Source organism: Roseburia intestinalis L1-82, assembly GCF_900537995.1.
GTDB lineage: Bacteria > Bacillota > Clostridia > Lachnospirales > Lachnospiraceae > Roseburia > Roseburia intestinalis.
Genome location: NZ_LR027880.1, coordinates 756,659 through 782,116, shown reverse-complemented (window position 1 = coordinate 782,116; position 25,458 = coordinate 756,659). Strand labels below are relative to the sequence as shown.

General features: G+C 43.5%; 24 protein-coding genes. 3 read left to right on the top strand and 21 right to left on the bottom strand.

What is annotated here, in order from left to right; translation table 11 throughout:
* The 16 genes from RIL182_RS03860 to RIL182_RS03785 form a co-directional block, all read right to left on the bottom strand.
* Entirely contained in the window at positions 1 to 2,055 is a 2,055-nt protein-coding gene (locus RIL182_RS03860) for a class I SAM-dependent methyltransferase (protein WP_006856686.1), read from the bottom strand.
* A gap of 23 nt (positions 2,056 to 2,078) precedes the next feature.
* Complete coding sequence (locus RIL182_RS03855; RefSeq protein WP_006856687.1) at positions 2,079 to 3,353, bottom strand: ABC transporter ATP-binding protein; 1,275 nt, start codon at positions 3,351 to 3,353, stop codon at positions 2,079 to 2,081.
* A 38-nt stretch (positions 3,354 to 3,391) separates the two neighbouring features.
* Complete coding sequence (locus RIL182_RS03850; protein WP_006856688.1) at positions 3,392 to 4,225, bottom strand: ABC transporter permease; 834 nt, start codon at positions 4,223 to 4,225, stop codon at positions 3,392 to 3,394.
* Positions 4,226 to 4,235: 10 nt separating this feature from the next.
* A complete protein-coding gene (gene rfbC / locus RIL182_RS03845) occupies positions 4,236 to 4,820 on the bottom strand; it encodes a dTDP-4-dehydrorhamnose 3,5-epimerase (RefSeq protein WP_006856689.1) in 585 nt (194 codons plus the stop codon).
* Positions 4,821 to 4,848: 28 nt separating this feature from the next.
* Entirely contained in the window at positions 4,849 to 5,727 is an 879-nt protein-coding gene (gene rfbA / locus RIL182_RS03840; RefSeq protein ID WP_006856690.1) for a glucose-1-phosphate thymidylyltransferase RfbA, read from the bottom strand.
* A gap of 156 nt (positions 5,728 to 5,883) precedes the next feature.
* On the bottom strand, positions 5,884 to 6,966 hold the full coding sequence (gene rfbB, locus RIL182_RS03835; RefSeq protein WP_044998866.1) for a dTDP-glucose 4,6-dehydratase: 1,083 nt from the start codon (positions 6,964 to 6,966) through the stop codon (positions 5,884 to 5,886).
* Positions 6,967 to 7,035: 69 nt separating this feature from the next.
* Positions 7,036 to 8,673, bottom strand: a complete 1,638-nt coding sequence (locus RIL182_RS03830; protein ID WP_006856691.1) for a glucosyltransferase domain-containing protein — start codon at positions 8,671 to 8,673, stop codon at positions 7,036 to 7,038.
* A 4-nt stretch (positions 8,674 to 8,677) separates the two neighbouring features.
* Positions 8,678 to 9,550, bottom strand: a complete 873-nt coding sequence (rfbD, locus tag RIL182_RS03825) for a dTDP-4-dehydrorhamnose reductase (RefSeq protein ID WP_015559543.1) — start codon at positions 9,548 to 9,550, stop codon at positions 8,678 to 8,680.
* A 3-nt stretch (positions 9,551 to 9,553) separates the two neighbouring features.
* Positions 9,554 to 9,817: an HPr family phosphocarrier protein gene (locus tag RIL182_RS03820; RefSeq protein WP_006856693.1), complete on the bottom strand. Its 264-nt coding sequence runs from the start codon at positions 9,815 to 9,817 to the stop codon at positions 9,554 to 9,556.
* A gap of 38 nt (positions 9,818 to 9,855) precedes the next feature.
* Positions 9,856 to 11,205 carry a phosphoglucosamine mutase gene (glmM, locus tag RIL182_RS03815; protein ID WP_006856694.1) on the bottom strand — a complete coding sequence of 450 codons (1,350 nt, stop codon included), beginning with the start codon at positions 11,203 to 11,205 and terminating at the stop codon, positions 9,856 to 9,858.
* A gap of 28 nt (positions 11,206 to 11,233) precedes the next feature.
* Positions 11,234 to 12,547: a CdaR family protein gene (locus RIL182_RS03810; protein WP_006856695.1), complete on the bottom strand. Its 1,314-nt coding sequence runs from the start codon at positions 12,545 to 12,547 to the stop codon at positions 11,234 to 11,236.
* Complete coding sequence (cdaA, locus tag RIL182_RS03805) at positions 12,513 to 13,406, bottom strand: diadenylate cyclase CdaA (RefSeq protein WP_022112671.1); 894 nt, start codon at positions 13,404 to 13,406, stop codon at positions 12,513 to 12,515. Before cdaA ends, RIL182_RS03810 begins: the two co-directional genes overlap by 35 nt.
* 51 nt (positions 13,407 to 13,457) lie before the next feature.
* Entirely contained in the window at positions 13,458 to 14,468 is a 1,011-nt protein-coding gene (locus RIL182_RS03800) for a hypothetical protein (protein ID WP_006856751.1), read from the bottom strand.
* Positions 14,469 to 14,510: 42 nt separating this feature from the next.
* The gene (locus RIL182_RS03795; RefSeq protein WP_015521987.1) at positions 14,511 to 14,909 is read right to left on the bottom strand and encodes a hypothetical protein; all 399 of its coding nucleotides are present in this window, start codon (positions 14,907 to 14,909) and stop codon (positions 14,511 to 14,513) included.
* Positions 14,910 to 15,195: 286 nt separating this feature from the next.
* Positions 15,196 to 15,594, bottom strand: coding sequence for a flagellar protein (locus RIL182_RS03790; protein WP_172606696.1), 399 nt, complete (start codon positions 15,592 to 15,594; stop codon positions 15,196 to 15,198).
* A gap of 25 nt (positions 15,595 to 15,619) precedes the next feature.
* Positions 15,620 to 16,366, bottom strand: a complete 747-nt coding sequence (locus RIL182_RS03785; RefSeq protein WP_006856698.1) for a ComF family protein — start codon at positions 16,364 to 16,366, stop codon at positions 15,620 to 15,622.
* Between the two features lie 241 nt (positions 16,367 to 16,607).
* Here RIL182_RS03785 and RIL182_RS03780 point away from each other — a divergent pair, with 241 nt between their 5' ends.
* The 3 genes from RIL182_RS03780 to RIL182_RS03770 are packed head-to-tail and all read left to right on the top strand — an operon-like array spanning position 16,608 to position 19,455.
* A complete protein-coding gene (locus RIL182_RS03780; protein ID WP_006856753.1) occupies positions 16,608 to 17,684 on the top strand; it encodes an ABC transporter substrate-binding protein in 1,077 nt (358 codons plus the stop codon).
* 27 nt (positions 17,685 to 17,711) lie between these two features.
* Entirely contained in the window at positions 17,712 to 18,659 is a 948-nt protein-coding gene (locus RIL182_RS03775) for an ABC transporter permease (RefSeq protein WP_006856754.1), read from the top strand.
* 1 nt (position 18,660) lies between these two features.
* The gene (locus RIL182_RS03770; RefSeq protein ID WP_172606736.1) at positions 18,661 to 19,455 is read left to right on the top strand and encodes an ABC transporter ATP-binding protein; all 795 of its coding nucleotides are present in this window, start codon (positions 18,661 to 18,663) and stop codon (positions 19,453 to 19,455) included.
* A 167-nt stretch (positions 19,456 to 19,622) separates the two neighbouring features.
* Here RIL182_RS03770 and recD2 read toward each other — a convergent pair whose 3' ends face one another.
* The 5 genes from recD2 to mreB all read right to left on the bottom strand — a co-directional run bounded on the left by recD2 (position 19,623) and on the right by mreB (position 25,215).
* Positions 19,623 to 21,836, bottom strand: a complete 2,214-nt coding sequence (gene recD2 / locus RIL182_RS03765; RefSeq protein ID WP_006856700.1) for an SF1B family DNA helicase RecD2 — start codon at positions 21,834 to 21,836, stop codon at positions 19,623 to 19,625.
* 216 nt (positions 21,837 to 22,052) lie between these two features.
* On the bottom strand, positions 22,053 to 22,409 hold the full coding sequence (locus RIL182_RS03760; protein WP_006856701.1) for a hypothetical protein: 357 nt from the start codon (positions 22,407 to 22,409) through the stop codon (positions 22,053 to 22,055).
* A 34-nt stretch (positions 22,410 to 22,443) separates the two neighbouring features.
* Positions 22,444 to 23,262 (bottom strand): flagellar hook-basal body protein, encoded by an 819-nt coding sequence (locus tag RIL182_RS03755; protein ID WP_006856702.1) that lies wholly within the window; start codon positions 23,260 to 23,262, stop codon positions 22,444 to 22,446.
* 20 nt (positions 23,263 to 23,282) lie between these two features.
* Entirely contained in the window at positions 23,283 to 24,077 is a 795-nt protein-coding gene (locus RIL182_RS03750) for a flagellar hook-basal body protein (RefSeq protein WP_006856703.1), read from the bottom strand.
* A gap of 142 nt (positions 24,078 to 24,219) precedes the next feature.
* Positions 24,220 to 25,215 (bottom strand): rod shape-determining protein, encoded by a 996-nt coding sequence (mreB, locus tag RIL182_RS03745; protein ID WP_015521979.1) that lies wholly within the window; start codon positions 25,213 to 25,215, stop codon positions 24,220 to 24,222.
* Positions 25,216 to 25,458: the final 243 nt, after the last annotated feature.

Genomic DNA, 25,458 nt, shown 5'->3' with positions numbered 1-25,458 from the left:
TCATTTATTCTGGTAATCATATTCCGCACTGCGTTTTCCCAACGAAAAAATCAGTTTCCATTCCGTTTCGCGCGGAACAATAAACACACAGTCAAATCCCAGGTTCAGGTTCACATCGCACGTCCGGCGCAGTTTTAATGCATCGGCGACATCCGCTCTCGGATATCTTTTCAATTCCGCTGTGACCACAGTGCCGTCCGGCATCACTGCTTTTATATCAACTGGAAGTACCTTTCCATTCCATGTCTTTGCAAGTGCCCATCCACAACAGACCACACTGCCATCCTGATATTCCTGTCTGTCAATGTGATACAGAATCTTCCGCACTCTAAAAGGTACATTCTGCATTTCTTCTATCTGTACATTCCCTGCATCCTGCCTTAGCAGCTGCTCTAAGGGAACGATCTTTGTTCCCATCACACGCTGCATATTGCGCACCGGAACGCTGCCCTTTCCCAGATATGCCTGAAAATTCTCCTCCATCCTGCCAAACTGTTCTTTTAATTCCTTACTGATTCCGTAAGCTGCTAACAGCTCATCCAGCGGAGTGCCTTTTCCTCCCATGATCTGGTAATATGCAAAATAAAGTGCACGGTATAATACAAATAACTTTGGTACCGGAAAGAAAAACGTCCACTCATAATCAATGACTGTCCATTCTGCTTCCTCTATTTTCATCTCACTGCCTGCAGGAATCAAAATATTGGCAAATATCATATCGATATCGCATATATCCACCGCTTCAGTTTCCTCTGTAAAATGAACCTCTCCAAACACTTTTCGGAAATCTTCGGTTGGTGTAAACAGGTGTTTTCCACCATATTCCATGATACGTTTTGCATAATCATCAAGGATACGCTTTACCAGTTCCGTCTGATTTCTTTCAATCGCCCGCTCCATCACATCCTGCAGTGTGACACCGGGATCAAAACCGGATACGGCTGCATCATTTTTTGTATGACAGGCGCAGAATCTGATTTTCCCATTACTGTCCGCATAGCACGATGACAATTTTTCGTATGACTTCTCCATATGACAGATATGCTCTCTTCCTTCCGGATAAAGTGCATATTTTCTGACATTTTTTTCTCCATCCGCTTTCTTGCAGATATCCGTGCGGATGGCAAACTGCCTTGCCCTCTCATTGGAATATTTTGAATAAATCACACGCTGTTCTCCGGTCCTATTTCCTGCCTCGATCAAAAAGGAATTGGCAAGTTCTCCAAATAACCCTTCTGCCAGAACCGTATCAAAAACTTTTTTCTCGTCAAAAAGCTGTAATCTGTCCCTGTCAAAATTTCTCCGGTTGTCGGAAAGTTCTCCCCTTCCCGGAAGATATTCATCCGAATAGATACAGGATGGGAACTTGTGATCCGGATATGGGTAATAGCTGTAAATTCCCGAAAATCCTGCTTCTTTTAAGATCTGTTCATACTCTTTTCTGGTATAGACCCTCGCCTCACCGTGCCTGTCATCCTCTGTGAATCGTTCCGGATCCTTATCATAATTTTCCAGTCCGGCAAAATATCCCCCGCGGTATTCCTCCTGACACCCCGCAAAATATTTCAGTCCCAGACGGTTGGCATCCGCCACATAGAGTTTCCCGTTGTCAGATAAGTGTTCTCTCATACAGGAAAGCTCATTTTGAAATTTTGAAAATTCGCCTGCAATCAATATCATGTCATAGGCCTGATCCTGATACAGTACATTTGTTTCCGGTTTTGTATCCGAAGCCGGAACAACCAGAACCGTCAGATTGCCGGCATTTTCATAACGCACCCGTAAAATGTCAGCTTCCTCTTCACTCTCCACCACTGCCGTCACATGTAACGCCATAGAAAGCAGTTTTCCTGTCAGTGCACCGCATCCTGCATTCCGCTCTAAAACATGCATCTGCTTTGTCACCGGCAGAAATGCGATCAGGTTCTCCCTGATATCCGACAGATGAAAAAGGTACGGATAGGATGCCTGTTCCATGATGATCTGCGGATAGGCTTTTTCACTATTCTGTTGTATGATCTCTTTCAGCCCCTCCGGCACGTTCACATGTCCCATTGCTTCCTCACTTTTACGTTCTTCTATTCGTCACATTTTTCAATCGTAACTTCTGAATTCATATCATAAAAACCGACGGTATTTTTGTCGGATACCACCGTCACACCGACCACATCATATAATCTGTGGTACGCGCGGAACTCTCCGCCGACATAACCGGTGCAGCTGATGGATAACAGATATTCGCCGCCCTGCATATCCATGTTCTGGCGGAATGTCGCAACATAGGTATCACCTGTCTTTGCCATCCCGATGCCCACTTTTTCAAACATCGTGTTTGTTCCGGTAACAGCAGTTCCCTGTACGGTTTTAAATGTATAAGTAAAAATCGGATCCTGTATATCAGAGAGGAATTTCACCTTGGATTTGATGGTAAAAGAAGTCCCCTTCTGGATACAGTTCGTATAATTGCCATATTCATCGATCAGCGCAAAGTCAATGATCTCCGCCTCACCGGTTCCATATTCATTGACATCCGGGTTGAGCTGGTAATTGGATTTCCAGAGTTTCTTTCCATCGGACGCATCATTTTCTAAAATCTTACCGCCAGTGATCTTGTCTGAATTCTTAAGCAGAACCTTTTTGTAAAGGTTGATCATATCCTTGGCATTTCCCTCTGCCAGTTTATCTCCCTTATTGAGTAAGATGACACGGTCACAATATTTTGCCACACTGCTGATATCGTGGCTGACGAACAGAATGGTCTTTCCCTGCGCCTTGAAATCCTCAAACTTTTTATAACATTTTGCCTGAAAAAATACATCTCCGACCGATAATGCCTCATCCACGATCAGGATCTCCGGATCAATATTGATCGCCACCGCAAACGCAAGCCGGACAAACATACCGCTCGAATAGGTCTTACACGGCTGATGCACGAAATCACCGATATCTGCAAATTTTAAGATATCATCTAACCTTGCATCCATCTCCTCGCGGGAAAATCCCATCATCATACCGTTTAGATAGACATTTTCGATTCCGGTATACTCCATATTAAATCCGGCACCAAGCTCTAACAGTGCGGAAATCCTTCCATCGATTTCCACCTCGCCGCTCGTCGGACTTAAAACACCTGTAATTATTTTTAAAATGGTAGATTTCCCGGATCCATTGGTTCCGATAATGCCGATCGTCTCACCTTTTTTCACCTCAAATGACACATGATTTAACGCATGATGTTCTTTGAAACGGTTCTTTCTGACCAGTCCAAGTGCATCCTTTAACCGGTCAGACGGTTTATCATAAAGTTTGTAGACTTTGCAGACATCCTCTACCCTGATTGCTAAATTATCCATACTATCCTCATTCCACAGTTTTCATTCTTGCGATGCTCCTACAGCACATCTGCGAAATGTACACGCAGACGCTTAAATACGGTCGTTCCCGCCCAAAGTGTAAACAGCGTGATTCCCCAGAACCACAATGTCAGTCCCGGATGTTCCCAGAATGCCGTTTTATTGATCAGTGCATCCCGGTATCCGGAAACGATATAATACATCGGATTTAGCTTAAGCAGTACTACAGCCCATTTTGGAATGCCCTGCATGCTCTCAAAATTCCACATGATCGGTGTCACCCACATTCCAATCTGCAAAAGAATGGCGACAACCTCTTTCATGTCACGGAAAAACACCGTCACGGCGCTTGTCGCATAGATCAGTCCTGCCGTAAACATCACCATGCAAAACGAATAATAAACCACCTGAAGCACATAAAGATCCGGATAAAATCCCATAACGACAAAAACAACCAGCATAAATATCACAAAAAAAGCGTGTGTAAACAATGCAGAGATCAGTTTTACCACCGGAAGTGCATCGATCTGGAATACGACCTTTTTGACCAGATAACTGTATTCATCAAGAACCCCGGTTCCTCCATTTAAAGCCTCCTGAAAATAAAACCACGGCACAAGACCGCCCATCAGCCAGAGTACAAATGGCACCTCGATTCCTGTTCTTAAATCATTGACTTTCTGATGTAGTCCAAACTCAAAGACAAACCAGTATAAAAGCACTGTGATCACCGGCTGTATGAAAGCCCATATCACGCCAAAATAAGAACCCGCAAATTTTTTCTTAAAATCATTTTTGGCAAGATTGCCGATGAGTTTACGGCTGGCAATCAGACGTTTTGGCAGGCAGACATTTTTCTTCTTTTCTGTCATATGAGTGCTCCTATCTTACAATTCCCCGTTCCTTACAATATGCATCGAATCCACCGTGCACTTTATCCTTATCGGAAAGGATCAGATCCGCCTGTGTCATTCCTTCCGGCATTGGCCATTCAACACCGATTGCCGGATCATTCCAGAGAATACCGCCCTCGTCATTTGGATGGTAGAAATCAGTAACCTTATAGCAGAACTCTGCATAATCAGACAGCACGATGAATCCATGTGCAAAATTCTTTGGTACAAAGAACTGTTTTTTATTTTCTGCAGACAAGACAATACCAAACCATTTTCCGAATGTCTCAGAACCTTCTCTTAAATCCACTGCAACGTCAAACACTTCTCCATTTACCACTCGAACCAGTTTATCCTGCGGATGGTTGATCTGGAAATGTAAGCCCCTGAGCACACCTTTTTTTGAGGCAGACTGGTTATCCTGTACGAACTGGCAGTCAATTCCTGCCTCCTTAAAATCGTTGTAATTGTATGTCTCCATAAAATATCCCCTGGCATCCCCGAATACTGCCGGTTCAATTACCTTCAGTCCCTCTATTCCATTACAGTCATGTGTTACTTTAATTTTTCCCATAATTATTGATCCTCACTATCTGTTTTTTTTAAAGTCCCTTGGCAACTTCTACTAAATATTTGCCGTAATCAGTCTTAAGAAGCGGTTCTGCAAGTTTTAACAACTGCTCTTTATCTATAAATCCGCGTTTGTATGCGATCTCTTCGATACATGACACATAAAGTCCCTGACGTTTCTGGATCGCTGACACAAAATCTGCAGCCGCAAGCAGCATATCGTGGTTTCCTGTATCAAGCCATGCAAATCCCCTGCCAAGCGTCTCAACGCTTAAATCACCACGCTCTAAATATGCATTATTTACGGAAGTAATCTCAATTTCACCTCTTGCAGACGGCTTTACATTTTTTGCGATCTGTACAACATCATTGTCATAAAAATAAAGTCCCGGCACAGCATAATTTGACTTTGGATGCTCCGGTTTTTCCTCGATAGAAAGAGCTTTTCCGTTCTCATCAAACTCTACCACGCCGTATTCTCTCGGATCTCTGACATAGTAGCCAAAAATCGTAGCACCCTTTTCATTCTGTGTGCGTTCAGCTGCACTGCGCAGAACATTGGAAAAACTTTGTCCGTAGAAAATATTATCTCCAAGAACCAATGCAACCGCATCGTTTCCAATAAACTTTTCACCGATGATAAATGCATCTGCCAGGCCCCTTGGCTGTTCCTGCACGGCATAAGAAAAACTCATGCCAAGCTGGCTTCCGTCTCCAAACAACTCTTCAAACACCGGCAGATCTCTCGGTGTGGAAATAATCAGAATCTCTCTTATGCCGGCAAGCATCAGTGTAGATAACGGATAATAGATCATCGGCTTATCATACACCGGCATAATCTGTTTTGAAATTGCCTTTGTCAGCGGATATAATCTTGTTCCGGAACCACCTGCTAAAATAATACCCTTCATTATTCAATCCTCCTTGTTTTGCGGAGCAAAATGCAATTTTATCATGTAAAATTTGCCCTCTGGTGAGCAGAGGATTTTCCTCCTTGTTTTCACGTCCATTATAAAACGCAAACAAGCAGTATCGCCCCATCTGGCGGTACTGCTGCCTGCATCTTCTTACCTGTTCTGATACATATCCTCATAATACTTCTGATAATCACCGCTGGTAACGTTTTTCATCCAGTCCTCATGTTCAAAATACCATGCGATCGTCTTTTTGATGCCTTCTTTGAACATGGTCTCCGGCTCCCAGCCGATCTCTGCCTTGATCTTATCCGGTGCGATCGCATAACGTCTGTCATGACCTTTGCGGTCCTCCACATAAGTGATCAGATCCTTGCTCACAAGTGCACGTCTCGGATCATCTGCCGGAAGCATCTCAAGCAGTGTATCTATAATGATATTGATAATTTCAATATTCTGTTTTTCATTGTGTCCGCCGACGTTGTAAGTCTCGCCGAGGCGTCCGTTTTCCTGTACCATATCGATTGCTTTCGCATGGTCATCCACATACAGCCAGTCGCGGACATTTTTTCCGTCTCCATATACCGGAAGTTTCTTTCCATGCAGCGCATTGTTGATGATAAGCGGAATCAGTTTTTCCGGGAACTGGTATGGTCCATAATTGTTAGAACAGTTGGTAATGTTTGCCGGGAAATGGTAAGTGTCAATATAAGCCTTTACCAGCATGTCTGAAGATGCTTTGCTCGCAGAATACGGACTGTGCGGTGCATACGGTGTTGTCTCATAAAAATATGTTCCGTCATCCTCTAAAGAACCATATACCTCATCCGTCGATACATGAAGGAATTTCTTCCCTTCTTTGAAACTGCCATCCGGCAGCTCCCATGCCGCTTTTGCACAGTTTAACATAACTGCTGTTCCAAGCACGTTCGTTTTTACAAATACTTCCGGATTTTTGATACTGCGGTCTACATGACTCTCTGCTGCAAAATGTACCACGCGGTCGATCTCATTTTCTGCAAAAATCTTTGCAATTGCCTCTTTATCCGTGATATCTGCACGCACAAATGTATAATTTTCACGATTTTCAATGTCTTTTAAATTTTCCAGATTGCCCGCATAAGTAAGCACATCCACATTGATAATTCTGATCTCGTTATCATATTTGCGAAACATGTAATGAATATAGTTAGATCCAATAAATCCGGCTCCTCCGGTTACTAAATATGTTCTCATAATTTTCTCCATTCTATGGTCTACAAAATCTTTCATCATTTTACCATACTTTTATTGTCTGTACAAGTTTTACCACCAGTCCACTGCCGGGCGTTCCGTAATTTCAGACAGCTTGACGACCACCAGATCTTTTTCTTCCACGATTGAACCCTCAGCCGGAAAGACTGTCATATCTTCCGACAGTGCTGCCGCCTTATATTCCATCTCTTCGGAATAACCATCGTCCAGATGGACTCCATTATGTGCTTCTAAAAATCCTGCGATCCGGTGCGTTGCCCCCGCTGGATGTTCTCTGGTATAATCCCATTCAAAAAATGACCACCCGTACATTTCCGTATGGCGGTTCCAGCTGTTTAACTGTGGCTGCCGGTATCCGATAAATACCACTTTTTTATCCACCGGTTCTCCTTCTGCATCCACCCCGGGGATCTCCCTCTTCAAAGCATCCGTGATCTGATCCGCTAGCAGCGCATCCTGTTCATAACGCACCTGATCTGCGCTGTGCATTCTGATGTTATAGCAGACCTGACCGCCTGTAACTGCGATTACAAGCAATATCACCACATTGCCCATTACCTGCAGCCATCGGCACATTTTCCTGTCCCGCTCCTGTTTTTCCGGTCGTACATCGGAAATCTGCTGCTCTTTTAATATCATCACACCAAACATCGCAAGAAATGCAGCCACAACCGGAAGTGCAAACTGTGTCCTTGTCACCAGCATCGCACCTGCATAGATTGTCATTAAAAAAGGTGTAATGAGCATAAAAATCATTCCTGCTGCAAAAATCCAAAAACCGGCACGTCCACTTTCTGTTCTTCTCGTCCATGCGATCCATATCACATAAAATGCGAGCAGTACACCGATCACATAGAAAGAGAAATTCCGCGGTCCGACGGTAAGAAGCTGATTTTTCACAACACGAAGAACATTCTTGACACATTCAGCAGCCGGTTCACTTCCCCAGTTGCTCTGCCCTTCCATATAATCACCGGCTGCCATGAACCATGTACCCGCAATCCCCCTGTATATCAGATAGGAAATACCGAAATGGGCCACAAGAAAAATAATGCGAATTCCACATTTTTCCCTTTTTCCATTCACCTGCCAGAAGAACAATAAGAAAAACATGACACAGACTGCAATATAATAAACTGCCAGTGCCTGGTAAGTACCAAGTGCCAGCACAATAAACACTGTGGACAAAAACAGCTTACACAGATCTTTTCCGCTTCTGTTCTCCTTATATTTCTCGCAAAAACAAAGATCACACATAAAAAATCCGGTGACTGCCATCAAAAGCATTGCAAATGCGACTTCCGCCTGCTGCAGTGAAAAATAAAACTGAAAACTCCAGATATTGGATGTCATATAAAGCAGCGTAAATATCCAGTACGGTTTTCCATCCTTTTTTCCTGAAAAATAATAGCATCCATACGTCAGTACATTGCCTCCCAGGATAAAAAACAAAAGCATCAGAATACCACTCTTTATCGTTCGGTGTACACCAAGACCAAGCATCCGTTTTAACAGAACCAGTCCAAATCTTCCAATCGTAAGCCACCCTAACGTAGACCCGGGATGATTGATCAGTTCCTCTGTATCGATTCTGATATTCGAGTTAAATGCCTGATACCCAAAACAGACCAGCGCAGCAAATACCGACATCAGAATCAGCCGGTAATGTTTTTTGATATATTCTGTCATCGTATTATTCCAGTGTTTTCATATACTCATCAAGTGCATCCTGCCATTCAGCCATTTTGTAACCGTCTGTCAGTTTCATCATATAGTTCTCAAGAATCGAATATGCCGGTCTGTTTGCAGAAGCCGGATTCATCTTCGCATACTGCTCACTTGTGACATGGTTGACTTTTGTTGTCTTTCCTGCACGTTTAAAAATTGCTTCCGCAAAAGCTGCCCAGTTGGTATCGCCCTCACAGGTTGCATGAAATGTACCATAATTTTCTGTCGGTTCAAAATGATGAATGGCTCTTGCCAGTTCCACCGCACTTGTCGGGGATCCCTGCTGGTCACATACAACACTGACTTCATCGTGTGACTCCGCAAGGCGAAGCATCGTCTTTACAAAGTTTTTTCCATCTCCATAAAGCCATGCGGTACGGAAAATAAAATATCTGTCTGCAAATTCACGGACAAACTTTTCTCCCTCCGCCTTCGTCTTTCCATAGGCACTGACCGGATGGATCTCATCAAATTCCGTATATGGCTTTGTTCCGTTTCCCTCAAATACATAATCGGTGGAAACGTGGATCATTTTTGCTCCGACTTCTCTTGCTGCAATACTTAAATTTCTCGGTCCGATCGCATTGATCCGGTATGCGGCATCCCACTGCTGTTCGCACGCATCCACATTGGTGTGCGCTGCACAGTTGATAATGACATCCGGTCTCTCCGCACGAACCAGCGCAAGGACAGCATTCACATCGGTAATATCGAGCGCCACAATGCCTTCACCTTCCGCAACATCTGTATTGATAAAGGAAACATCCTCACCTTTATATTCCTGTCGGATGGCACGCCCTAACTGTCCGTTGCACCCTGTCACTAAGATCTTTTTCATCATTTATTCTCCTAATCCATTTTCAATTGCCGTAACAATCGACGTAAGTGCTTCTTTTTCATCTTCTCCTTCGCAGACAAGCTCTATTTCATCCCCGGATTTGATGCATGCACCAAGTACACTCAACACGCTTTTTGCATTTGCTGTATTTTCTCTGTAACGAAATGTCACATGTGATTTAAACTGCATGGCCTCCTTGCATAAAATTCCAGCCGGTCTCAAATGAAGTCCCGTCGGATTTTTAATCGTTACTTTCTGGCTTACCATAGTAAATCCCTCCAAACTGTTTATTGTATATACGATATTTAAAGCATGATCTTCGTAATCAGTTCCGCTAACTTTTTAGCTTCCTCATCGATCACCTTTTGATCTTTTCCTTCAATCATGACACGGACAAGCGGCTCTGTACCAGATGGACGGATCAAAACTCTTCCCTCTCCGTTAAACTTCTGCTCTAATTTTGCAACTGCATCCGCAATCTCCTGATAATCCATAAAGTTGTCTTTTTTATGGTTTGGCACTTTTGCATTTACAAGTGCCTGCGGTAATACTTCCATAACAGATGCAAGCTCTGATAAAGTTTTTTTCGTTTTCACCATAACCTCAAGCAGATGAAGTGCAGAAAGCAGACCATCACCTGTGGTGTTGTCATCCAGGAAAATAACGTGTCCTGACTGCTCGCCTCCGATATTATAGCCATGTTCTCTCATATTTTCAAGAACATATCTGTCGCCAACTTTTGTCTTTTCCACATGGATGCCTTCGCGTTCTCCCATCAGTGAAAATCCAAGGTTTGTCATAACAGTAACAACGATCGTATTCTTTTTTAAGGTACCTTTCTGTTTCATATAAGTACCACAGATTGCCATGATCTGGTCTCCATCGACCAGTTCTCCTTTTTCATCCACAGCAAGCATACGGTCTGCATCCCCGTCAAATGCAATACCAATGGCAGCATTTTCATAAACTACTCTGGCTTTTAATTCATCCATATGCGTCGAACCACAGTTTGCATTGATATTCGTTCCATCCGGTTCGGTATGGATTGCCACCAGATCAGCCCCCAGATCTTTCAATGTCTTCACTGACGTATAATGAGCGGCTCCCTCTGCACAGTCAACCACGATCCTCATGCCTGTCAGATCAACCGGAACACATTTTTTCATAAATTCAACATATTCGTCTCTTAAATCGAAACGATAATCAATTTTACCGACTCCGGAACCGATCGGCAGGTTGACATCCTTCATATTATTACGGATCAGTGCCTCGATCTCGTCTTCAAGCTCATCAGAAAGCTTATATCCCTCGCCGTTAAAAAATTTAATTCCGTTAAATTCCATCGGGTTATGGGATGCGGAAATGACAACCCCGGCATCTACCTTATGTTTTCTCGTCAGATACGCAATTGCAGGTGTCGGCATTACTCCGACAAAAATCGCATTTGCACCGACAGAACAGATTCCTGCCATCAGTGCACTTGCAAGCATTCCTCCTGAAATTCTCGTATCACAGCCAACGATAATCGTTGCCTGATGTTCCTGCTCTTTCGTAAGCACATAAGCTCCCGCCTGTCCAAGTTTTGTCGCAAGCTCGATCGTAAGTTCTGATCCAGCCACTCCACGGACACCATCTGTACCAAACATTCTTGCCATTGTATTTCCTCCAAATTATTAATTTCTTTTATTTTGTTTTAGAAGCACTCTTTTTGCTGCTTTCCGTTGATTTTATTTCCGTATCTTCCGCAGTCATTTTAACCGGGATCCGCACGGTTTTTACCTGATAAAGTTCATTATCCACATCAATATCTGCAGCGATATTATGTTCACCATTTCCATATCCCTGCAGATTAACAGTACCTGTAATGTCATCTGCTGACAGCTTCTTAATATCGCTTTCCGCTCCGGTGACCTCAACCTGAATCGTATCTTCCGTAATCTTCGCCTTTGTCGCATCCGGAATATTTTCAAGCGTAAACGCAGATGCATCCACCTCGAAGGTTTTTGTTGTGATCGGCTCTACTTTTACTTTGACCTCCACTTTTGCGTCTGCTGCAAGTACCAGCGAAGTTCCATCTGGAAGATAAGATGTAATATCTACAGTTGTCTCAACATCTTCCGTTGCACCGCTCATATCTAACACATCATCCGGTATTGCGATCTTAGCCACCTTATTAAGCACATCCGTTTCTCCCTTGATCCGGACTTTTTTCGGACTGTAGGTAATTTCTTTTAATGTATAGCCGGATGCCACAGTTCCTTTTGTCTGGAAGGAAAGATCCACATCTTTTGTATTTAATATCTGCGCCGTGATCGTAACGGTATTAATATTCATTTTTAACTTTGAAGCATCGATCTCATTACCATCCGCATCATATAAAACCGGCACTACTGTATCGGTCACATCCGATGACATTCCGTCAACATTGATCGTTGCGACTACCGTGCTGATCTGACTCGTAACAGAAGACGGTCCCGAAATTTTCAAAAGATTCGATGTCACGATGGAAACATCTCCAAGTGCACAGCCATCCATGACCGTACCTTCCGTGCTTGCAGTGATCTTTTTCTGTACATTTCCAAGATCTTCCACTGTCACATCCAGATACTGCTGTTTGGATGAAATGGTAACTGTATTGCTGTTATATTTACTGCATGTGATCGTAATCGGGACACGGCATACGCCATCACCTTCCACATATTCAATCTTTTCCATATCCGCAACTGCAGTAAAATCCGTGTTGGATAATTTTTCCAGAATACTTCGTTTTGCCGATGCCGTAAACGTAACTGTATTTTTCCCGCCAAGTGTCTCGGAATACTTTCCATTTGAGGTAAGATAATCCATATTATCCTGTGTTACACTGATCGTATACTGTGCCGGTTTGACCGGATCATCAATATTGACCACTACGATCCACAGAGCGATCGCAAATAACACAGCCAGTACCTTGAGGCCAAGATTATTCGTTAGTTTTTTTGCCAGATTCTTTAACATCCTTAAGCCTCCTTCTCCATAATTCAATTTTTGAAACTTTCTTCTCGCGATGCTGTATAAATGAAAGTTTGTTCTTTAAAAACTCAGCGTCCACATTGCGGTACAATTCCCCACCCATGGCGATGGAAACTTTTCCCGTTTCCTCAGATACAACAATGGTAAGAGAATCACTGACTTCACTGATTCCGACCGCCGCACGATGTCTTGTACCAAGATCTTTGCTGATACTTAAAGAATCCGTCAGTGGCAGATAGCAGGTGGCAGACACCACTCTGTCCCCGCGGACAATCACGGCTCCGTCATGAAGCGGTGTGTTTTTTTCAAAAATATTGATCAAAAGCTGGCTTGTCAGTATTCCATCTACTGCAATACCGGTTCTTTCATACTCCGAAAGAACAATTTCATCCTCAATGACGATAAGTGCACCTGTTTTGACTTTTCCCATCTCATAACATGCCTTTACCAGTTCATTGATCGTTTTATCCGTAAACTTTGCGATTTCTCCCTTTGAAAAATCAAACGCAAAAAAAGAAGTAAGGAAATTCTTCTGTCCAAGATTTTCCAGTGCTTTCCGGATTTCCGGCTGGAATATAATAACTATGGCAGTAATTGCGACGCTCAATGTGTTCTTTGCAATCCAGATGATCGTATTCATCTGAAATACAGCTGCAACCAGAACAAAAAGCAATATTACCATAATACCTTTTAACAGTACCCATGCCCTTGTGTTCTTAATCCACACAAGCATATAATAAAACAGAAATGTTATGATGAGAATTTCCACAACATCTGTCATTGTAATCTTTGGTAAATTCAAATAAATAGACGCTTTTTCCCAAAACGCGCCCATGGTTGCCATCGCATTCTGCACCTGCTTCACTTTCCTTTCCGCTATCTGTATTTAAAGTAACTAATCCAGCAGATCTTCGTCAATCTCCATTTCTTCTGCGAAACGTTTTTTCGTCATACGATCCTGTTCTTCTTTTCCACTGAATCTGGTCACTTTTTTATCTGTCCCTGCAACGATTGCTTTCGGTACGGCTTTTACATAATAATAATACTCATCATCTTCAAACTGGAGTCTTTCTGTCCTTGAATAATCCAGATTGAAAAACAGGAACTGAATCACAAATGCAATCACGCAGGAAATAATGCTTCCCACCAGAATTGTGATGGTCTTTCCGCTGATTCCAAGTACCATATCCCCTGCGATCATACCAACTGCCTCGAATAAAATACCAAATATAATTGCGACCGCCCATGCATGCTCAATGGACATTTTTCGTATGATATAAACGATGACCAGTGTTACCACCATGATCGCAAGCACCAGATACATTTCCCTGTTGCCCAAAAGCTGGTTCAACGCAACAACAATCTTTGATGTTGCCGCATCTTTCTCATCCACTCCGCCAAGTGTTGTTTCATTCTGCTTTACACCGTTTAAGAAGAAATAAAGAACGATACCGCAGACCAGAGAAAACATGGAATATAATTCCCGCAAAAGTCCCATGCCGACCGGCATCACAAACGGAATGTTCAGTCCAAAACAAATCGGTGTCAAAAGCACCCCATACTCGTTTTTTGGAGAAAACCGAAAATACAGGATATACATCAGAATAAACAGGATCAGGGCCACAATACATACTTCTAAGGAAAGTGCATACATATCCAAAAGGATCAGCACAGAGCCAATAAAAACGGCCCCCCCGACTGGAAGAATCGAACAGATCAGGGCAAGGATCAGGGCAATTGGTGTACTGCTGATTTTTTCCATATAACCAATGTTGTGATTTATCAGCAAAAATGCTGTGAGTGCAACAGTAAACTTTATCACCGGCGTAATGTATATATCATATTTTCCATAAAAACGTGTTAATTTCTCTTTTAATTCCAATAAGGTCGTCATACTAATCTCCATTTCCACATGTGAAAAATCTCATTTTCCGCATTGCTTCCGTTGTCAGTCCCAGTCTTTGTTTCCGTTCCCTTTCAACCGTTCTTCCCGCAGATACATCGCACTGATCTTTTTTAGACCCGCATAGTATTTTTTTACCTTTTTTCTGCCATAAGTGTACTTCATATTAAAAATAATATATGTGGCAAGAAGATAAATTACCATAAAAATTCCATAGAGCAGTCCCAGTGTAGTAGCAGCCTTTACAAAATCCATTTTGTTGATCTGTTCCATCAAAGCATCCATAGAATAGAGTACCCAAAGCCCTAACATCATAAAAAATGCGATCGTGCCGACCACGAAACTTTTCAGAAGCTGTAATGCCACATAATCCTTTCGCGCATACTGGATCATCGGTTTGCAGCGTTTTCCATCGTTTGCATCAAATTTTGCTATTTTTATCATGCTGTGCAGTCGTTGTTCATTGACCATGCTGCGTTTCCTTTCTCTTAGCAAACTGCATTTTTGCTCGCAGTTACGCATTCTTATTTTTCATTATATCACAGTGCCCTTCTTTTTCAAAGGAAAAAAAGAATCCTGTTCCACAGGATTCACCGCCTGCGGCGGGTCGCCCCCGCGACATAATTCATCTCTGACGCAGTGCGATCCCACCCGGAGGGCTTTTTTATTCATAGGACGTAATTCCTTATGAATAAAAAAGCAGGACCACCTGTCAGGCCCTGCTCTTCTCTTATAAGAAACGCATCTTGTTTCCGTCGCGTTCTTTTTTCTGTGGTTCTAAAGGCTTTGGTTTTTCAATCGAGTTTGCGAATGAATTTGCCATTGCCGCTTTACACTTTTCGCAAAAGCGCCCCGTCCGGATCGGTCTGCCACAATGCTCGCAGGTAACACCGTCAAGTGAAGCTTCTGAAAGTGAAAGTCTCTCTTCACGGATCCACTGCTTGATCTGTTTTACTGATACATCATTGTCCTCGGATACCTGATTAACAGATGCATTCGGGTTCTCGTCCAGATATTGTTTTACTTCCTGAAACTTTTGTTCAAATTTTTTTCTGCATCCATCACACAATGGTGCACCACCCATATAATTAAATAAACGTCCACAGCCCTTGCAATTCTTCACTTCCATATTGGCATGACCTCCTGTCATTCTGTCAATACCCTTCTCCGATACTGATACAGATATAATATATGTTTTCCACTCCTGACGCTTTCAGGACTTTTGATACTTCATCCATCGTACTCCCTGTCGTATAGATATCATCCACAAGCACGACTCTCTTATATTCTACTATATCTGCTGTCAATTGGAAAGCATTTTTTAAATTTCTGTGTCGTTGTGATTCATTTAACTCTTTTTGAGGAATTGTATTTCTCACTCTTCTGACCAGGTGCTCATCCACTAAAATCCCTGCTTTTCTTCCAAGTTCCCGCGCAAATACTTCGGCCTGATTGTATCCGCGCAGTCGCTTCTTCCGGGAATACATTGGAATGGGAATCAGCACTTCTGCTTTTATTTTGTTCAGCCACACTCCATATTTTTCCACTGCTGCATTCGCATAAAACTCTGCATATTCTCTTTTATTTCCATATTTAAAGCGGTACATTGAATTTCTTATACCACCCTCATAAACAAACACTGCCTTTCCCTGTGTGTATACATGATGCTTTTTTCCACAGTCGGTGCAAAATTCCTTTCTCTCATCCACAAGCGGTTTCCCGCATTTTTTACATGCCGGTTCTCCTGCCACATGCACCTTGTCTTTACATAGCGGACAAATACCCTTTCCTGTCACTTCAATTTCATCACAGACTGCACATCTTCGTGGATAAAGGATTTCAAGCATCTGAAATAACATTTTTCTTCCATATAGGAAAATGTCATTTTTTCTGATTTTCATAAGATCCTTTCCGGATCTCTCCCTGCAAAGAATATCATTTTTGCCAAATACATACCATAAAGTTTTTCTTAATTTTTTCTTACTATAATGTTGACGAATCCCATTTAGGTCTTTATAATTTATTTATTAAAAGCGATAGCACTTTAAAGTCCTAAAGGGCAGCAATGTGAAAAATAAAATTTTTCACACACAAGATGTGTGCCCCGGCACAAACTTATGATGCCCTGAAAAACGGGCAGGAATGGAGAATTCTATGAAAAACTACAAAAAAATCTTATCTGTCGTAATGACAGCAGCCATGGCTGCATCACTTGCAGCATGTGGAAACAGTACAGCAAACACCAGCAGTACCACGGATGCAGCAGCTTCCGATTCAGCACAGACTTCGGATGCAGTGGCCACTGAAAGTGGTGCAGGCACCTCTTCCGATGGCAAAAAATATACGATCGGTATCTGCCAGCAGTTAGAGCATCCTGCTCTTGATCAGGCAACCCAGGGATTTGAAGATGCACTGACTGAATTACTTGGTTCTGGCAATGTTACCTTTGATCTTCAGAATGCCCAGGGCGAGCAGGCAAACTGCGCAACCATCAGCAACGGTTTCGTCGCTAACAATTATGACCTGATCTTAGCAAATGCAACGACTGCTCTGCAGTGTGCAGCTGCAGCAACCAGCACGATCCCGGTGATCGGTACTTCCGTTACCGACTATGCAACAGCACTTGACATTGACAACTGGACCGGCTCTACCGGTACAAACGTATCCGGAACTGCAGATCTTGCTCCGATTGACCAGCAGGAAGACATGCTTGTCGAATTGTTCCCAGATGCAAAAAATGTCGGCATTCTCTACTGCTCCGCAGAACCAAACTCTGCATACCAGGCAACCGAATTTGAAAAAGCTCTCGATGAAGACAGTATTTCCTATAAAGAATATACCGTATCAGATTCCAACGACATCGCTTCTGTTGTACAGAGTGCCGTCAGTGAATGTGATGTCCTCTATATTCCGACTGACAATACCATGGCAGGCAATACTGAATCCATCAACAATATTGCTCTTCCGGCAGGTGTTCCGATCATCGCCGGTGAGGAAGGTATCTGTTCCGGCTGTGGTGTAGCCACACTTTCCATCAGCTACTATGATATCGGTTATACAGCAGGCAAAATGGCATACGACGTTTTAGTAAACGGTGCTGACATCTCGACCATGGATGTACAGTATGCAGAGAATGTTACCAAAGAATACAATGCTGATATCTGTTCACAGCTTGGCATCACAGTTCCTGATGACTATACTGCCATCGCTGCCGAATAAAAAATATTTTTGATAAGGGGTTTTTCTATGACAATACTTATGTCCTTAGACCCGATGGCTCTCTTCCGTTCCATGCCCGGCGCCTTTGCGCAGGGGCTGGTCTGGGGGTTGATGGCACTGGGTGTATATATTACATACAGACTTTTAGATTTTGCCGATCTTACCGTTGACGGTTCTCTTGCAACCGGCGGTGCAGTTGCCGTTATACTGATCCGTTCCGGCATGCATCCATGGGCAGCACTTATTTTTGCATTTTTAGCAGGTATGGCAGCCGGTTTTATCACCGGAATTCTGCATACTGCACTTGGTATTCCCGGAATCCTTGCAAGTATCCTGACACAGATTTCACTCTATTCCATCAACTTAAATATTATGGGAAGTTCGAATCAGGCTGTCAGTGTTGACAAGTATCCGTTAGTTGTTTCCCTGCGTTACATCTCGGATTCTTCCGCTACCAAAGTCCAGCTGTTTGTGACATGTGTTCTTTTCTGCGTGGCGGTCGTTGCCCTTTTATACTGGTATTTCGGAACCGAGCAGGGACATGCCATCCGCGCAACCGGATGTAACCGGCAGATGTCCCGCGCACAGGGTATCAACACTGATTTCCACACGGTCGTTGCGCTGATGATCTCAAACGGTCTTGTCGGTCTTTCCGGAGGACTCTACGCACAGTATCAGGGTGCCGCAGATGTCAACATGGGACGTGGTGCCATCGTCATCGGTCTTGCCGCTGTCATCATCGGTGAGGTACTTTTCGGGAAGTTATGTGCCGGAAAACATTTTGCTTTTGCATATACCATGTTTTCCGTGATCGGCGGCGCGATCATCTACTATATTGTAATGAATATCGTATTATGGCTGAAACTGCCGTCTGATGACCTAAAACTGTTTTCTGCCATCGTCGTTGCGATTTTCCTTGCATTCCCGTATCTCAAATCCAAATACGGCAGGAAAGGGGTGTCCGTCAATGGCTGAAATGTTAAAACTCGACAATATCCACAAAACTTTTAATCCCGGAACCATCAACGAAAAAATTGCTTTAAATGGTGTCAATCTGACTTTAAATGAGGGCGATTTTGTTACCGTGATCGGTGGAAACGGTGCCGGAAAATCAACCACGTTAAACGCCATCGCAGGTGTATGGCCAATTGATTCCGGGAAAATTTATATCGGTGGAGACGATGTCACAAAATTATCCGAGCACAAACGTGCCAAATACCTCGGACGTGTATTTCAGGATCCGATGACCGGAACCGCAACCACCATGTCGATCGAAGAAAACATGGCGATTGCAGCAAGACGTGGTGAAAAACGGGGACTTTCGTGGGGAATCACCCATCAGGAACGCGATACCTACCGCGAAATGTTAAAAGCCTTAGATCTTGGACTGGAAGACCGTCTCACCAGTAAAGTCGGTCTGCTCTCCGGCGGACAGCGGCAGGCGATCACACTTTTAATGGCGTCGATCAAAAAACCAAAACTTTTGCTGTTAGACGAACACACTGCAGCACTTGATCCGAAAACTGCCGCAAAAGTGCTTGAGATTTCTGATAAGATCATCGCAGAAAATCATCTGACCGCCATGATGGTCACACACAATATGAAGGATGCCATCGTGCACGGTAACCGCCTGATCATGATGCACGAAGGAAAAGTGATCTTAAATATCTCCGGAGAAGAGAAAAAGAAACTGACCGTCGAAGATCTACTTCATCAGTTTGAAAAGGTCAGCGGCGAAGAATTCGCCAATGATAAAGCACTGTTATCCTGATATGCAGATCTGCTAAAGCACAACAGGATTTTAAAATTACCAATAACAATAGAATGCACACTCTGCGAACATTCTATTGTCATAAATTAAAAGCTGCCGTACAAGTGAGCCGGTGTTAATGATTTTCATTACCGGTTGCCCTGCATGGCAGCTTCTTATTATTTTATTTAATTTTCTTTTAAGCGGTCGCAGAGTCCGCTGTACCTTTTCTGCTGTGAGGTATTCCGAATCATCTGCTGGAAGGTCACTTCATTGCCGACTAACGTCACACATTTTCTTGCACGCGTGACGGCAGTATACAATAGATTCCGGTTCATTAACATCATCGGACCGCCAAGCAGCGGAATGACGACCGCCGGATACTCACTTCCCTGTGATTTATGGATCGTGATCGCATAGGCAAGCTCAAGTTCATCCAGAAGTTTATAGGGGTACTCTACCATTCTCCCTTCATCAAACTCTATGATCATCTGTTCTGCGAAATCATTGATCTGTCTTATGATTCCCATATCTCCATTGAAAATTCCAAGGCCTTTATCCACAGTGAGTCCAAATTTTGTACGGATTTCCCACGCGAGCTGGTAGTTATTCTTTGTCTGCATAACTTTATCCCCCTCACGGAACACAGTGCTGCCATATTCTTTCTCCACTTTATCATTGGCAGGCGGATTCATATATCGCTGCAAAATCCCATTCAGGCGCTCTACGCCAAGCAGTCCCTTGCGCATCGGTGTCAGTACCTGGATATCATAAGGCGTCGCATCCACAAACTTCGGCAGTTTCTGCTTAATGAGCTGCAGCACCACATTGATGATCACATCTGCGTCATACCGTTTCAGGAAAAAGAAATCCATGCTCTTATTATCTAATATCACTTCTTCTCCATGATTGATCTTATGCGCATTGACAATAATATCACTGGTGGATGCCTGACGGAAGATTTTGGTCAGCATAACTACATTGCAGGCATGTGATTGGATAATATCACGGAGTACACTTCCCGGTCCGACACTCGGAAGCTGATTGACATCCCCGACAAGAATCAGCCTCGTTCCCACAGAGATTGCTTTGAGCAGAGAATACATCAGTGAGATATCCACCATCGACATCTCATCTACAATGATCACATCCGCTTCGAGTGGATTACTTTCATCCCTTTCAAATCCACCGCTTCCCTCGGCTCCCCCATTCAGCTCTAACATACGGTGAACTGTCCGCGCCTCAAATCCCGTTGTCTCACTCATGCGCTTTGCTGCACGCCCTGTCGGAGCTGCCAAAAAGATTTCCAAGCCCTCCAGTTCAAAATAGCGGATGATCGTATTAATCGTGGTCGTCTTTCCGGTTCCAGGCCCCCCCGTGATCACAAGCAGACCATTCCGCACTGCCTCTTTGACCGCCGTTACCTGATGTTCATCCAACGTCATGCCGCTTTTCTTTTCGATCCCCCGGATTCGCTGTTCAATCTCCGCATCTGACACATCATAACTTACATTGAGCCGTTTTAACATCGTCGCCGTGTTTGCTTCCATATAATAAAATGACGCTGCATAGATCTGTGTCTGATCTTCCATCTGTTTTAAGATGATCTTCCTTTCAATGGCAAGATCCATGTACTGCTTTTCCACCTGTTCTGCCGTAACATTCAATAATTTTGATGCACGCGGTGTCAGCTCTGTCTCCGGCAGATAGGTATGTCCCTCCCCACTTGCCTGAAGCAGTGTATACAGGATTCCGCTTCGCACACGGAAATCAGAGTCCATCCGGATACCAACCCGCGCCGCGATCTCATCCGCCGTCCGGAATCCGACTCCATCAATATCGTCCGCCAGCCGGTACGGATTTTCCCGGATGATACCATAAACATCCTGTCCGTATGCCTGATATACCTTGACCGCTAAATTCATCGTGATTCCATACTGCTGCAAAAAGATCATCGCCTGCCGCAGATCCCTCTTTTCGTTGACCTGGCTGGCAATCTCCATTGCTTTGCGGTTACTGATCCCTTTGATCTCAGCGAGACGTTCCGGTTCTTCCTCTATGATCCGGAAGGTATCCTCCTTAAAACGCCTGACAATTCTTGCCGCCATGGCAAGCCCGATTCCCTTGATTGCACCGGAACCAAGATACCGCTCTATTGCCTCCTCATCTTCAGGTGCTTTCTCCTCAAAACTTGTTACTTTAAACTGCTGCCCATAGGTCGGATGTTCCGTGTACTCCCCCTGTGCCTCAATATTTTCTCCCTCTGCGATTGCCGAAAATATCCCCACACAGGTGATTTCATCCTCCCCGCTCACCAGATTTAACACGGTATATCCATTATCCGCATTCCGATATATAATGTGTTCCACATATCCTGCAAGACTTTCCACTGTTTTCTCCATTCCAGAATTCTGTTTTCTGCCGCGAAAGCAATAAAATAAACGCTTTGTGAGCGAGCTATTGCCATGAATAAAAAATGCAGTCTAACGGGATTTTTGAACCCATCGTTCATTTTCCCGTTAAAACTGCACCGATTTTTGCATACTGTTTCAATTATGTACTTATCTGCACACTTTACTTCTGCTGCGCCGATTTTACGACATTTTATCTGCGCAAACTTATTCTATATTATAATTACGTTTCATCTGCTCATAGAGCTGCTGCGTAAAATTGGTTCCAACCTCATCTACAACCTGGTCTGCAACCAGTTCGATGACATTGTCCATATAATAATCTTTCAGTGTTGATGTGGAAGAATCCTCCTCATCATCCTCACTTGTCAGGCTCTCTTTAATTTCTTTTAAAACTTCTTCCACAAAATATGATTCAAAATCTTTACAAACCTGCATCAGTTCGTCCTCGGAAGAATCCGAAGAAATACTGTTTAAGGAACTCTGCAGGGAACTTGCCTGATTTGCAGCTACTGTATTTTTGCTTGTATCGATCAATGATGAAATGCTGTCCATGGAAATCATATTGTTTTTCCTTTCCTACATCCGCTGTCTAATCTTAACGTTTCAGATTGTTTGCCTGCTCAAGCATCTCGTCCGATGTTGTGATTGCCTTTGAGTTGAGCTGATATGCACGCTGTGCAATGATCAGGTTTACCATCTCATCTGCGACTTGAACATTAGAACCTTCCAGGTATTTCTGTAAAACTTTGCTCTTAGTAAGATTTGCAGTTGTAGACTCGTTCATTGCATTACCGGATGCCGGTGTCACTGCAAGAAGATTGGTTCCTGTTTTTTCAAGTCCGCTTGGATTATTAAACTGGAATAATCCAATCGTCTGGTTCATATCCACATATGTGCCGGCTGCATTGGTATATCCCATTTTTCCATTTTCGCTGACGATCACTTTCTCTGCACTGATACCTGCCGGAAGATTGATCGGCTGATTGTTGGAATCTAAAACCGGGTATCCCTCATTCGTGCAAAGAGTTAATGTACCGCCTGCATTGACAGACCATACAAAATCTCCGGCTCTGGTATAATAAGTTTTTCCGTCTGCTCCGCGCACTGCAAAAAATCCATCACCGCTGATTGCAAAATCAGTTGCATTCTCACTTGCCATCAGTGACCCCTGTGTATAAATAGAGGTGTTGGATGCCACTCTGGTACCAAGTCCTACCTGTGCAGAGATCGGCTTTTCCTCGCCATTTGCACTGGTTGTACGCGTCTGGATTGTCTGGTAAAGCAGAGACTTAAACTCCATCTTCTCCTGTTTATATCCGACTGTATTGACATTTGAAAGGTTATTTGAAATATTATCCACGTTTGACTGCTGTGCAATCATACCGGTTGCCGCAGTATAAAGAGCTCTCATCATAATTCCAGTTTACCTCCTGCTTATACCCTTCCCACCTGGTTTACCGCTTTGTCTAATGTTTCATCCACAGCGTTGATCACCTTCTGTCCAGCCTGAAAGGCTCTCGATATCGTGATCATATTGACCATCTCCGAAACAACATTGATATTGGATGATTCGATACATCCCTGCGTTACTTTCGCAGTGGATGCCTGACGGGCACCGCCATTTACCAGGTCATACATATTCTCGCCGTATTTTGCCAGATAATTATAATCTGCAATATCTACAACGCCGATCGTACCAACCTGCTGGTTATTCTGAAAAATGTTACCTTTTTCATCCACCGTGATCGGTACATTCGGATCCACCTGAATACGTGCTCCTGCATCCGCATTCATGGCTCCATTCTGATTTAATACATAGTCGCCGTCTTTTGTGACAAGATAACCTGCTGTATTTACCACAAAGGCTCCATCCCTGCTGTACTTTACAGATGTGTTTCCTGCTTTATCCGTATAGGCGATTGCAAAGAAACCATCTCCATCCAGTGCAAAATCCGTTGCGTTATCTGTTACCCTGAAATTTCCCTGGCTGTAATCCGTGTAAGTCTCTCCGATGTGTACACCCATGCTCATGGTTCCAAGCTTCTGCGGCATGCCGTAGCTGGATGTATCCTTGATCTTGATCGCAAGCTCATCTGCAAACGTCTGGTTTGTCGCTCCCTCTTTCTTATAACCATTGGTGTCTGCATTTGCAAGGTTATTCGAAAGAATGTCCAGACGATTCTGTTCATTGATCATTCCTGTATACGCTGTATACAATCCCTTTACCATGTAAACTCTCCATTTCTGCACAGCTTCTGATGTATTTTAATCCGTATTTCCGCATATGAAAAACCTTATTTTTCACACGTTTTCCCTATCTGTGCACAAAGCATATCTTTCATTTATTGTATCGGCAAAACACAAAAAAAATTTAATCTTCGTCACGTTTTCCGGCTAAAAACTCTACGAATTTTCCGGTACCGATTGCAACACATGTCATCGGTTCATCTGCAGTCATCGTATTGATTCCGGTGCGATCCTCGATCAGCTCCTCCAAACCTCTGAGCAATGAACCACCGCCTGTCAGCACAATACCACGATCCGCAACATCTGCTGCAAGTTCCGGCGGAGTTTTCTCCAGTACAGAATGTACTGCTTCTACGATCTGAAGTGTCGGCTCTCTGAGTGCCTCTTCTGTCTCCTCCGAAGAAACCGTTACAGTTTTCGGAAGTCCTGTCACAAGGTTACGTCCGCGTACATCCATCGTCTCGGCCTGTGCCTGTGGGAAACAGCTTCCGATACGGATCTTGATATCCTCTGCAGTACGTTCACCGATCAGAAGATTGTGCTTTTTACGCATATAACGGACAATCGCCTCATCAAAATCATCTCCGGCGATCTTGATAGAGGTGCTGACAACCGAACCGCCCAGAGAGATCACCGCGATATCGGCTGTTCCTCCTCCGATATCCACGATCATATTTCCACAAGGTCTTGAAATATCAATACCTGCTCCGATTGCCGCAGCGATCGGTTCCTCGATGATTGCAACTTCTCTTGCTCCTGCCTGATATGTTGCATCCTCAACAGCTTTTTTCTCAACCTCTGTGACACCGCTTGGCACACATACACTGATGCGCGGCTTACGGAATGTTTTCTTACCAAGTGCTTTCTGGATAAAGTACTTGATCATCTTCTCTGTAACCTGATAATCAGAAATAACACCCTGACGAAGTGGTCTGACTGCCACGATATTTCCCGGTGTTCTTCCGAGCATCAGTCTTGCTTCCTCTCCGATTGCTTTGATCTTATTTGTATCACGGTCAAAAGCCACAACTGACGGCTCCTTTAATACAACACCTTTTCCTTTGATATAAACTAATATACTGGCAGTACCGAGATCGATACCAATATCTGTACTCATCATTTTAAATACTTGCCCCTTTCGTCTCTCTGTTCCTGAATCTATGGATAATATTCCCATATCCACGCGGACATAGAAATGCCATTAAACCTATTTTTACATATACAGTCCTATTATATACAAAAAATGGGATTTTTCAAAGGTTTTTTTATGGCAGGACTGCATTTTTAAAAAAAATAAGAAAATCTTCATTCTTTTTTATTTATTTTGTTTATTTTTCATTTTGTCATCACATTTTCATCACAT